This is a genomic window from Mesorhizobium sp. WSM3879 (assembly GCF_002294915.1).
GTDB lineage: Bacteria > Pseudomonadota > Alphaproteobacteria > Rhizobiales > Rhizobiaceae > Mesorhizobium.
Map to the genome: position 1 here is coordinate 1 of NZ_NSFZ01000008.1, position 10,961 is coordinate 10,961.

Genomic DNA, 10,961 nt, shown 5'->3' on the forward strand with positions numbered 1-10,961 from the left:
TCGACGGTGATGTTGTCGCCGGGCATCACCATCTCGGTGCCGGCCGGCAGCGTCACGATGCCGGTCACGTCGGTGGTGCGGAAGTAGAACTGCGGCCGGTAGTTGGTGAAGAACGGCGTGTGACGGCCGCCCTCGTCCTTGGTCAGGATGTAGGCTTCGGCCACGAACTTCTTGTGCGGCTTCACCGAACCCGGCTTGGCCAGAACCTGGCCGCGCTCGACACCCTCGCGGTCGATGCCGCGCAACAGCGCACCGATGTTGTCGCCGGCCTGGCCCTGGTCGAGCAGCTTGCGGAACATCTCGACGCCCGTGCAGGTGGTCTTGGCCGTCGGACGGATGCCGACGATCTCCAATTCCTCGCCGACCTTGACCACGCCGCGCTCGACGCGGCCGGTCACGACCGTGCCGCGGCCCGAGATCGAGAACACGTCCTCGATCGGCATCAGGAACGGCTTGTCCAGCGGACGGACCGGCGTCGGGATGTAGGCGTCGACCTGCGCCATCAGCTCGCGGATGGCGTCCTCGCCGATGGTCTTGTTCGAATCTTCCAGCGCAGCCAGAGCCGAGCCCTTGACGATCGGAATGTCGTCGCCGGGGAACTCGTTCTTGGTCAGCAGCTCGCGAACCTCGAGCTCGACCAGCTCGAGCAGCTCGGCGTCGTCGACCTGGTCGACCTTGTTCAGGAACACCACGATCGAGGGCACGCCGACCTGGCGGGCCAAAAGGATGTGCTCGCGGGTCTGCGGCATCGGGCCGTCGGCGGCCGAAACCACCAGGATCGCGCCGTCCATCTGCGCGGCGCCGGTGATCATGTTCTTCACATAGTCGGCATGGCCGGGGCAGTCGACATGGGCGTAGTGACGGTTGGCCGTCTCGTACTCGACATGCGCCGTCGAGATGGTGATGCCGCGCGCCTTCTCTTCCGGCGCCGCGTCGATCTGGTCATAGCGCTTGTATTCGCCAAAATACTTCGTGATCGCCGCCGTCAGCGACGTCTTGCCATGATCGACGTGGCCGATCGTGCCAATGTTCACATGCGGCTTGGTGCGCTCGAATTTACCTTTTGCCACTGTATTTCTCCGTCTTTACTCATCCCGCTCGGGGAAATTGATATTCGCTCCAGCCGAACCGGAAACGCGTAAGAGCCGCGGTTCCGGTGGCACAGGCATTCTCACGCGTACTTTTTCTGGACTTCCTGGGCCACCGCCGTAGGGACCGGCTCATAGTGGTCGAACTGCATCGTGTACTGGGCGCGGCCCTGCGACATCGAACGCAGATTGTCGACGTACTTGAACATGTTGGCCAAAGGCACCATCGCGTTGATGACGACTGCCACGCCACGCGCTTCCTGGCCCTGGATCTGGCCGCGACGGCCGTTGAGGTCACCGATAACGCCGCCGACATAGTCTTCCGGCGTCACGACCTCGACCTTCATGATCGGCTCCAGCAGCTGCACGCCGAGCCTCGGGGCCGCTTCCTTGAAGCAGGCGCGGGAGGCAATTTCGAACGCCAGCACCGAGGAGTCGACGTCGTGGAAGGCGCCGTCGATCAGCGTCGCCTTGACACCGATCATCGGGAAGCCGGCAAACGGGCCGGAACCCATGACGCTCTGGATGCCCTTCTCGACGCCGGGGATGTATTCCTTCGGCACCGCACCGCCGACGATCTTGGACTCGAACAGGAACTCTTCGCTCTCGGTGTTCGGCTCGAACACGATCTTGACGCGAGCGAACTGGCCGGTGCCGCCCGTCTGCTTCTTGTGCGTGTAGTCCTGCTCGTGGGTCCGGGTGATCGTCTCGCGATAGGCCACCTGCGGAGCGCCGACATTGGCTTCCACCTTGAACTCGCGGCGCATGCGGTCGACGATGATGTCGAGATGCAGCTCGCCCATGCCGGCGATGATGGTCTGACCGCTTTCCTCGTCGGTCTTGACGCGGAAGGACGGATCCTCGGCCGCCAGGCGATGCAGCGCGAGGCCCATCTTTTCCTGATCGTTCTTGGTCTTCGGCTCGATGGCGATCTGGATGACCGGATCGGGGAATTCCATGCGCTCGAGGATGACCGGATGCAGCGGATCGCAGAGCGTGTCGCCGGTCGTCGTGTCCTTGAGGCCGGCCAGCGCGACGATGTCGCCGGCATAGGCTTCCTCGATATCGGCGCGCGAATTCGCATGCATCTGCAGCATGCGGCCGATGCGCTCCTTCTTGCCCTTCACGGTGTTGTCGAGCGAGGTGCCCTTGGTGAGCTTGCCCGAATAGATGCGAGCGAAGGTCAGCGAGCCGACGAACGGGTCGTTCATGATCTTGAACGCCAGCATCGACAGCGGCTCGTTGTCGTCGGCATGACGCTCGATCTCGGCGTCGGTCTTGGCGTCGACACCCTTGATGGCCGGCACGTCGATCGGCGACGGCAGGTATTCGACAACGGCGTCCAGCAGCGGCTGCACGCCCTTGTTCTTGAAGGCCGAGCCGCAGAACATCGGGAAGAACTTGACCGCGATGGTGCCCTTGCGGATCAGCGCACGGATCTCGTCGTTCGACGGCATGTTGCCTTCGAGGTAATTCTCGAGCGCGGTCTCGTCCATCTCGACGGCGGCCTCGATCATCTTCTCGCGATACTGAGCAGCCTTGTCCTTGAGGTCGGCCGGGATTTCGACGACGTCCCAGGCAGCGCCCAGCGTCTCGTCGCGCCAGACAAGCGCGTTCATTTCGACGAGGTCGACGACGCCCTTGAACTCGGTCTCGGCGCCGATCGGCAGCTGCATGACGACGGCCTGCGCGCCGAGGCGCGAGCCGATCATTTCCACCGAGCGGTAGAAGTCGGCGCCGATCTTGTCCATCTTGTTGCAGAAGATCATGCGCGGCACGTGGTACTTGTCGGCCTGGCGCCACACGGTCTCGGTCTGCGGCTCGACGCCGGCGTTGGCATCGAGCAGCGCGATGGCGCCGTCGAGCACGCGCAGCGAGCGCTCGACCTCGATTGTGAAGTCGACGTGTCCGGGAGTGTCGATGATGTTGAAGCGGCGCATCTTGCCGTCACGACCCTTCCAGAAGGTCGTGGTCGCGGCCGAGGTGATGGTGATGCCGCGTTCCTGCTCCTGCTCCATCCAGTCCATGGTGGCAGCGCCGTCATGGACTTCGCCGATCTTGTGCGACTTGCCCGTGTAGTACAGGACGCGCTCGGTCGTCGTCGTCTTGCCGGCGTCGATATGCGCCATGATACCGAAATTGCGGTAGTCTTCGATTTTGTATTCGCGGGCCATGGGAGGTGCCTCTCAGTCTCGTTCGCGCTTTACCAGCGGTAGTGCGCGAAGGCGCGGTTGGCTTCCGCCATCTTGTGGGTGTCTTCACGCTTCTTAACGGCCGTGCCGCGGTTGTTGGCCGCGTCCATCAGCTCGCCCGAGAGGCGGTCGACCATCGTGGTCTCGTTGCGGTTGCGCGCGGCGGCGATCAGCCAGCGGATGGCCAGCGCCTGGCGGCGCTCGGGGCGCACGTCGACCGGAACCTGGTAGGTGGCGCCGCCGACGCGACGCGAACGCACTTCCACATGCGGCGCGACATTGTCGAGCGCCTGGTGGAAGACGGCGACCGGCTCCTGCTTGGTCTTGGACTGGACCTGGTCCAGCGCGCCGTAGACGATGGTCTCGGCAACCGACTTCTTGCCGTCATACATGACGGCGTTCATGAACTTGGTGACGACCAGATCGCCGAACTTGGGGTCCGGATTGATCTCACGCTTTTCTGCACTGTGACGACGGGACATGGCTTTTGTCTCTCAATCTCGTGGCACGGCGCAGTCAAAAAAAGCGCCGAAGCCGGAAACCCTTACTTCGGACGCTTGGCACCGTATTTCGAACGGCGCTGCTTGCGGTTCTTCACACCCTGGGTGTCGAGCACGCCGCGGATGATGTGATAGCGGACGCCCGGCAGATCCTTGACGCGGCCGCCACGGATCATGACCACCGAGTGCTCCTGAAGGTTATGGCCTTCGCCCGGGATGTAGCCGATCACTTCGAAACCGTTGGTCAAACGGATCTTGGCAACCTTGCGCAGCGCCGAGTTCGGCTTCTTCGGCGTCGTCGTGTAGACGCGCGTGCAGACGCCCCGCTTCTGCGGGTTCTGCTGCATGGCCGGGACCTTGTTGCGCTTCACCGGCGCCAGGCGCGGCTTGCGGATCAGCTGGTTGACGGTAGGCATTAAACCCTCTTGTCTCTCAATTCCGTGTCTTGCCCTGTCAGGGCCGCTCAAAGCGTCATTTCCATACGCGAATTCGGGCAACACACCGCGCCTCGCGGTCCTGCCCGAACAAATTGCAGAGGAAGCGGAAGCCGCTTCATGCGCGCCGGAGATGTCTTTTCGCTCGTAAAACGAACCCTGTTTGAGGCAAACTCCAAGGCGCGTCGCCTTGGAAAAGCAAGTCTCACATCGGTTCTGACGTGGCGGCTTCTACTCGCAAGCCCCCTATCCGTCAACCCCGGAACGGCAAATATTGCGCCCGATCCGGAGCTTGGCAGCCATGCGGAAAACGCATGTAATTTTCTTGCGTCTTTTTTCAAGAGCGAGGAAGAAAGTGACCCGCTTTCGCCTGTCATCTCGGCCGGCTTCGTGCAAGTAAGGCGGCATGAATGGCAAAACTCCCCGCTTCCGGAGGAATCAGCCCGTGAACGACAACGAGGAGCGCCCGGTCACCATCATCACCGGCCGGGTGTGGCGGCGAAAAGGCGGCAAGCCGGAAGGCGTGCATGTGATGCTGGTCGCGCCCGACGATGATTCTGCCGTCCGCCGCGCGCTCGAATCGCTCGCCGCCGAAGGATTCGCCGAAGCCGAGCTCGACCAGATCGGCGACATGGAAGGCACCCCCGACGAAGAGCCGCATCTGTCCGCCTATCAGGGCGCGCTGGAGGGCGAAGTCTCGATCGTTACCTTCGACGAGCCGAGCTGATCCCGTGAGGGATCGCGAGATCACGATTTCGTCCAGGCTTGCCGGGCACCGTTGTCCTGCCTAAGAACACCTACTTCTTCCATCCCTCGGAGTCCCAATGACCAGCAACCCCATCAGGATCGGTATCGTCGGCGTGGGAAAGATCGTCCGCGACCAGCATCTTCCGGCACTGGCCAAGGACAGCAGTTATCAGCTTGCGGCCGCCGCCAGCCGCCATGCCAAGGTGGACGGCATCCCGAACTATCCGACGATCGAGGCGATGCTCAAGGCCGAGCCGGGCCTGGAAGCCGTCTCGCTCTGCATGCCGCCGCAGTTCCGCTATGACGCCGCGCGCACCGCGATCGAGGCGGGAAAGCACGTCTTCATGGAGAAGCCGCCGGGCGCCACCGTCAGCGAGGTCGAGCACCTGAAGGCGATTGCCGCGAAGAAAGGCGTTTCGCTTTTCGCCAGCTGGCATTCGCGCTACGCGCCGGCGGTCGAGGCCGCGCGCGCCTTCCTGGCTTCGGCCAGAATCGACTCGGCGGCGATCAACTGGAAGGAAGACGTGCGCCGCTGGCACCCGAACCAGGAATGGATCTGGGCGCCGGGCGGTTTCGGCGTGTTCGATCCCGGCATCAACGCGCTATCGATCGCCACCCACATCCTGCCGCCGATGTTCATCACCTCGGCCGTGCTCGACTTCCCCGAGAACCGCGCCTCGCCGGTCGCGGCGCATGTCACCTTCCGCACCTCGAACGGGCTTCCGGTGACGATGGAGCTCGACTGGCTGCAGACCGGTCCGCAGAACTGGGACATCCTGGCCGAGACCGACAAGGGCAAGATGGTGCTTTCGGGCGGCGGCGCAAAGCTCGCCGTCGACGGCAAGATCATCCATGACGAGCCGGAAGCCGAATATCCGATGCTCTACAAGCGTTTCGCCGAGATTGTCCGCGCCGGCATCTGCGACGTCGACCTGGCCCCGCTCCAGCACGTCGCCGACGCCTTCATGCTCGGCAAGCGCAATGTGGTCGAGCCTTTCTTCGATTAACAGCAAGCCCCGGGTGCAGCGCCGGCGTCAGTCCACGATCGCTATCGCAAAGCCGTCATAGCCCTTGGCGCCGACGGTCTGGATGGCGGTGCCGTCCAGCCGCTTCTCGCCGCCGATGAAGGAGAACGCCGCGCGGGCGCCTTCGACATTGGCATCGCCGCTGTCCTTTTTGACGACGGCGCCGTCGCGGATGACGTTGTCGCAAACGATGACCGTTCCGGAGCGCGACAGCCGCATGGCCCAGCTGAGATAATTCGGGTTGTTCGGCTTGTCGGCGTCGATGAAGATCAGGTCGAACGGACCGGCATTTTCGCTGACCAAGGCTGCTAGCGATTGAAGAGCTGGCCCGAGCCGCAGATCCACCTTGTCGGAAACCCCTGCCCGCTCGAAGTTCGAGCGCGCGACCTTGGCACGGTGCGGCTCAAGCTCCAGCGTCACTACTCTGCCATCGGCAGGCAGGCCCCTTGCCATCCAGATGGTCGAGTAACCACCGAGCGTGCCGATCTCGAGCACCTTCCTTGCGCCACGAATCCGCACCAGAAGCGAAAGCAATTTGCCCTGCGCGGCCGAGACGTCGATCGCCGGCAGGCCCTGCTCGCGGTTGGCCGCAAGCACGGCGTCTAGCGCGGGATCCGCATCGAAAAGAGAGGAGACGATGTAGTCGTCGACAGCTGTCCAGGTCCTGGCGCTCATGGTTTTTCCTCGTTCATAACCCGAATGAAAAAAGGGGCCACGCGGGCCCCTTTTCTTTCTCACACTCCATCCGCGCTTACTGCGCGGCGTTGACCATGTTGGTCAGCATCGGCTCGGCGACCTCGACACCGGAGGCCTTGCGGCGCTCGTCGATGATGAGCTCGTCGCGCGAGGTGGCGATGCGCCTTATTTGGCTCATCGTGCCGCCCGTGCCCGCCGGGATCAGGCGGCCGACGATGACGTTCTCCTTCAGACCCTGCAGCATGTCGGTCTTACCGGCGACCGCGGCTTCCGTCAGCACCCTGGTCGTCTCCTGGAAGGACGCGGCCGAGATGAAGGACGGCGTCTGCAGCGAGGCCTTGGTGATGCCGAGCAGCACCGGCTGACCTTCGGCCGGCTTCTTGCCGTCCTCGATCAACCGCTCGTTGACCTCTTCCAGCTCGATCACGTCGACGTGGTCGCCCGGAATGTAGGTCGAGTCGCCCTGCGTGGTGATCTCGACCTTCTGCAGCATCTGGCGAACGATCACCTCGATGTGCTTGTCGTTGATCGACACGCCCTGCAGGCGGTAGACCTCCTGGATCTCGTTGACGAGGTAGGACGCAAGCGCCTCCACGCCCTTGATCGCGAGGATGTCGTGCGGCGCCGGGTTGCCGTCGAGGATGTAGTCGCCCTTCTCGATGACGTCGCCGTCCTGCAGATGGAACGGCTTGCCCTTCGGGATCAGGTACTCGACCGGCTCCAGCGTCGAGTCGTGCGGCTCGATGATGATGCGGCGCTTGTTCTTGTAGTCGCGGCCGAAGCGGACCGTGCCGTCGATCTCGGCGATGATGGCGTGATCCTTCGGACGGCGAGCCTCGAACAATTCGGCCACCCGCGGCAGACCGCCGGTGATGTCCTTGGTCTTGGCGCTTTCCATCGGGATACGCGCAAGCACGTCGCCCGGACGGACATGCGCGCCCGGCTCGACCGAGAGAATGGCCTCGACCGAGAGCAGGAAACGTGCATCGCCGCCCTTCGACAGCTTGCCCACCTTGCCCTTGGCGTCCTGCACGACGATCGCCGGCTTCAGGTCGCTGCCGCGCGGCGTCGAACGCCAGTCGATGACCTCACGCTTGGTGATGCCGGTCGACTCGTCGGCCGTCTCCTGAACGGAGATGCCGTCGACCAGATCCTCGAACGCCACCTTGCCCTCGATTTCGGTGAGGATCGGGCGGGTGTAAGGATCCCACTCGGCGATGCGCTGCCCGCGCTTCACCTTGTCGCCGTCATCCACGAAGATGCGCGAGCCGTAGGCGACGCGGTGCGTGGCGCGTTCCTTGCCGGCCTCGTCGAGGATCAGAACCGCCATGTTGCGGCCCATCACCATCTGCTGACCTTCGGAATTGCGCACCACGTTGCGGTTGCGGATCTCGACCTTGCCCTCATAGGAGGCTTCGAGGAACGAAGAATCCACCACCTGCGCGGTGCCGCCCATGTGGAAGGTGCGCATGGTGAGCTGGGTGCCCGGCTCGCCGATCGACTGCGCCGCGATGACGCCGACGGCCTCGCCCTGGTTGACGGGCGTGCCGCGGGCAAGATCGCGACCGTAGCAGACCGCGCAGACGCCGGTCCTGACCTCGCAGGTCAGCGCCGAGCGGATGCGTACCGACTGCACGCCGGCCTTCTCGATCTGCTCCACGTCACGCTCGTCCATCAGCTTGCCGGCCTTGACCAGCACTTCGCCGGAGACCGGGTGGTTGATGTCATCGAGCGCCGTGCGGCCGAGCACGCGTTGACCGACCGAGGCGACGATCTGACCGGCATCGACGATCGGCTGCATGGTGAGGCCCTTGTCGGTGCCGCAATCCAGCGAATTGACGATGCAGTCCTGCGCCACGTCGACCAGACGGCGGGTCAGGTACCCCGAGTTCGCCGTCTTCAAGGCGGTGTCGGCCAGACCCTTGCGGGCGCCGTGGGTCGAGTTGAAGTACTCGAGCACGGTGAGGCCTTCCTTGAAGTTCGAGATGATCGGCGTCTCGATGATCTCGCCCGAAGGCTTGGCCATCAGGCCGCGCATGCCGGCGAGCTGGCGCATCTGGGTAGGCGAACCGCGCGCACCCGAATGCGACATCATATAGATCGAGTTCATCGGCTTCTGACGGCCGTTTTCCTCGAACTCGACGGCCTTGATGCGGGCCATCATCTCGTCGGCGACCTTCTCCGAGCACTTGGCCCAGGCGTCGACCACCTTGTTGTACTTCTCGCCCTGCGTGATCAGGCCGTCATTGTACTGCTGCTCGTACTCCTTGGCCAAAGCCTCGGTATCGGAGACCAGCTTCAGCTTGGTGTCCGGAATCACCATGTCGTCCTTGCCGAACGAAATGCCGGCGCGGCAGGCATGCGCGAAGCCGAGAGCCATGATGCGGTCGCAGAAGATGACCGTCTCCTTCTGGCCGCAGTGGCGGTAGACGGTGTCGATCATCTTGGAGATGTTCTTCTTGGTCATCTCCTGGTTGGCGATGTCGTACGGCACGTTGACGTTCTTCGGCAGAAGCTCGCCGATGATCATGCGGCCGGGCGTGGTTTCATAGATCTTCGACACCGTCTTGCCTTCGGCATTGACGGTGCGGAAGCGGCCCTTGATCTTGGCGTGCAGGGTCACCGCCTTGGTCTCCAGCGCATGCTGGAGCTCGCCCATGTCGGCGAACACCATGCCTTCGCCCGGCTCGTTCTGGTTGACGATCGACAGATAGTAGAGACCGAGAACCATGTCCTGCGACGGCACGATGATCGGCGCGCCGGAGGCCGGGTGCAGGATGTTGTTGGTCGACATCATCAGCACGCGCGCTTCGAGCTGCGCTTCCAGGGACAGCGGCACATGGACCGCCATCTGGTCGCCGTCGAAGTCGGCATTGAAGGCCGTGCAGACCAGCGGATGCAGCTGGATCGCCTTGCCTTCGATCAGGATCGGCTCGAACGCCTGGATGCCGAGGCGGTGCAGCGTCGGCGCGCGGTTCAAGAGCACCGGATGCTCGCGGATGACCTCGTCGAGGATATCCCAGACCTCCGGACGCTCCTTCTCGACCAGCTTCTTCGCCTGCTTGACGGTCGAGGAGAAACCCTTGGCATCGAGGCGGGCGTAGATGAAGGGCTTGAACAGCTCCAACGCCATCTTCTTCGGCAGGCCGCACTGATGCAGCTTGAGTTCCGGACCGGTCACAATGACCGAGCGGCCAGAATAGTCGACACGCTTGCCGAGCAGGTTCTGGCGGAACCGACCCTGCTTGCCCTTGAGCATGTCGGACAGCGACTTCAGCGGACGCTTGTTGGCGCCGGTGATGACGCGGCCGCGGCGGCCGTTGTCGAACAGCGCGTCGACGGCCTCCTGCAGCATGCGCTTTTCATTGCGCACGATGATGCCGGGCGCGCGCAGCTCGATCAGCCGCTTCAAACGATTGTTGCGGTTGATGACGCGGCGATAGAGGTCGTTGAGGTCGGACGTGGCGAAGCGGCCGCCGTCCAGCGGGACCAGCGGGCGAAGGTCCGGCGGGATCACCGGGACGACCTTCATGATCATCCATTCCGGTCGGTTGCCGGATTCCATGAAGTTCTCGACGACCTTGAGCCGCTTCAGAAGCTTCTTCTGCTTCAGCTCGGACGAGGTCGAAGCCAGCTCCGAGCGCAGGTCGCCGGCGATCTTCTCCAGATCCATGCCGGCCAACAGGTCATGGATGGCCTCGGCGCCGATCATGGCGGTGAAAGAGTCCTCGCCATACTCGTCGACGGCCAGCATGTACTCTTCCTCGCTGAGCAGCTGGTGCTCCTTCAGCGCGGTGAGGCCAGGCTCGGTGACGATGTAGTTCTCGAAGTAGAGGACGCGCTCGATATCCTTCAGCGTCATGTCGAGCAGCGTGCCGATGCGCGAAGGCAACGACTTCAGGAACCAGATATGGGCGACGGGGGCGGCGAGCTCGATATGGCCCATGCGCTCGCGGCGGACGCGCGACAGCGTGACTTCGACGCCGCACTTTTCGCAGATGACGCCCTTGTACTTCATGCGCTTGTACTTGCCGCACAGGCACTCGTAGTCCTTGATCGGACCAAAAATGCGCGCGCAGAACAGACCGTCACGCTCCGGCTTGAAGGTGCGGTAGTTGATGGTCTCCGGCTTTTTGATCTCACCGAACGACCAGGACAGAATCTTCTCAGGGCTGGCGAGCGAGATCCGGATGGAATCGAACACCTGCGCAGGCGCCTGGGGGTTGAAGAGATTCATGACCTCTTGGTTCATGCCGTTCTCCTTTTCGGGGTCCTCGAA

At 63.3% G+C, this 10,961-nt stretch carries 8 protein-coding genes; 2 read left to right on the forward strand and 6 right to left on the reverse strand.

Features of this window, described 5'->3' with window-relative positions:
• From tuf to rpsL, 4 genes are all read right to left on the reverse strand, one after another.
• Positions 1 to 1,070: elongation factor Tu (gene tuf / locus CK218_RS18565; protein WP_095828495.1), on the reverse strand; the 1,070-nt coding region annotated here is incomplete at its 3' end.
• Positions 1,071 to 1,171: 101 nt separating this feature from the next.
• Positions 1,172 to 3,262, reverse strand: a complete 2,091-nt coding sequence (gene fusA / locus CK218_RS18570; protein WP_067321482.1) for an elongation factor G — start codon at positions 3,260 to 3,262, stop codon at positions 1,172 to 1,174.
• 29 nt (positions 3,263 to 3,291) lie between these two features.
• The gene (rpsG, locus tag CK218_RS18575) at positions 3,292 to 3,762 is read right to left on the reverse strand and encodes a 30S ribosomal protein S7 (protein WP_095780442.1); all 471 of its coding nucleotides are present in this window, start codon (positions 3,760 to 3,762) and stop codon (positions 3,292 to 3,294) included.
• 62 nt (positions 3,763 to 3,824) lie between these two features.
• Positions 3,825 to 4,196 (reverse strand): 30S ribosomal protein S12, encoded by a 372-nt coding sequence (gene rpsL / locus CK218_RS18580; RefSeq protein WP_006202128.1) that lies wholly within the window; start codon positions 4,194 to 4,196, stop codon positions 3,825 to 3,827.
• Between the two features lie 463 nt (positions 4,197 to 4,659).
• Between rpsL and CK218_RS18585 the strand changes: the two genes are divergently transcribed.
• Both CK218_RS18585 and CK218_RS18590 read left to right on the forward strand, forming a co-directional pair.
• Positions 4,660 to 4,941: a transcriptional regulator gene (locus CK218_RS18585; RefSeq protein WP_066989908.1), complete on the forward strand. Its 282-nt coding sequence runs from the start codon at positions 4,660 to 4,662 to the stop codon at positions 4,939 to 4,941.
• A gap of 97 nt (positions 4,942 to 5,038) precedes the next feature.
• Positions 5,039 to 5,968, forward strand: coding sequence for a Gfo/Idh/MocA family oxidoreductase (locus CK218_RS18590; protein ID WP_095828496.1), 930 nt, complete (start codon positions 5,039 to 5,041; stop codon positions 5,966 to 5,968).
• A 27-nt stretch (positions 5,969 to 5,995) separates the two neighbouring features.
• On the opposite strand, the gene CK218_RS18595 is transcribed toward CK218_RS18590, so the two are convergent.
• Together CK218_RS18595 and rpoC are read right to left on the reverse strand one after the other, a co-directional pair.
• Entirely contained in the window at positions 5,996 to 6,661 is a 666-nt protein-coding gene (locus CK218_RS18595) for an O-methyltransferase (protein ID WP_095828497.1), read from the reverse strand.
• Positions 6,662 to 6,737: 76 nt separating this feature from the next.
• On the reverse strand, positions 6,738 to 10,934 hold the full coding sequence (gene rpoC / locus CK218_RS18600; RefSeq protein ID WP_095828640.1) for a DNA-directed RNA polymerase subunit beta': 4,197 nt from the start codon (positions 10,932 to 10,934) through the stop codon (positions 6,738 to 6,740).
• Positions 10,935 to 10,961 lie beyond the last annotated feature (27 nt).

Coding starts and splice junctions, on each gene's coding strand:
- fusA (WP_067321482.1), bottom strand. CDS start 3,262: ATGGCCCGCGAATACAAAATCGAAGACTACCGCAATTTCGGTATCATG.
- rpsG (WP_095780442.1), bottom strand. CDS start 3,762: ATGTCCCGTCGTCACAGTGCAGAAAAGCGTGAGATCAATCCGGACCCC.
- rpsL (WP_006202128.1), bottom strand. CDS start 4,196: ATGCCTACCGTCAACCAGCTGATCCGCAAGCCGCGCCTGGCGCCGGTG.
- CK218_RS18590 (WP_095828496.1), top strand. CDS start 5,039: ATGACCAGCAACCCCATCAGGATCGGTATCGTCGGCGTGGGAAAGATC.
- CK218_RS18595 (WP_095828497.1), bottom strand. CDS start 6,661: ATGAGCGCCAGGACCTGGACAGCTGTCGACGACTACATCGTCTCCTCT.
- rpoC (WP_095828640.1), bottom strand. CDS start 10,934: ATGAACCAAGAGGTCATGAATCTCTTCAACCCCCAGGCGCCTGCGCAG.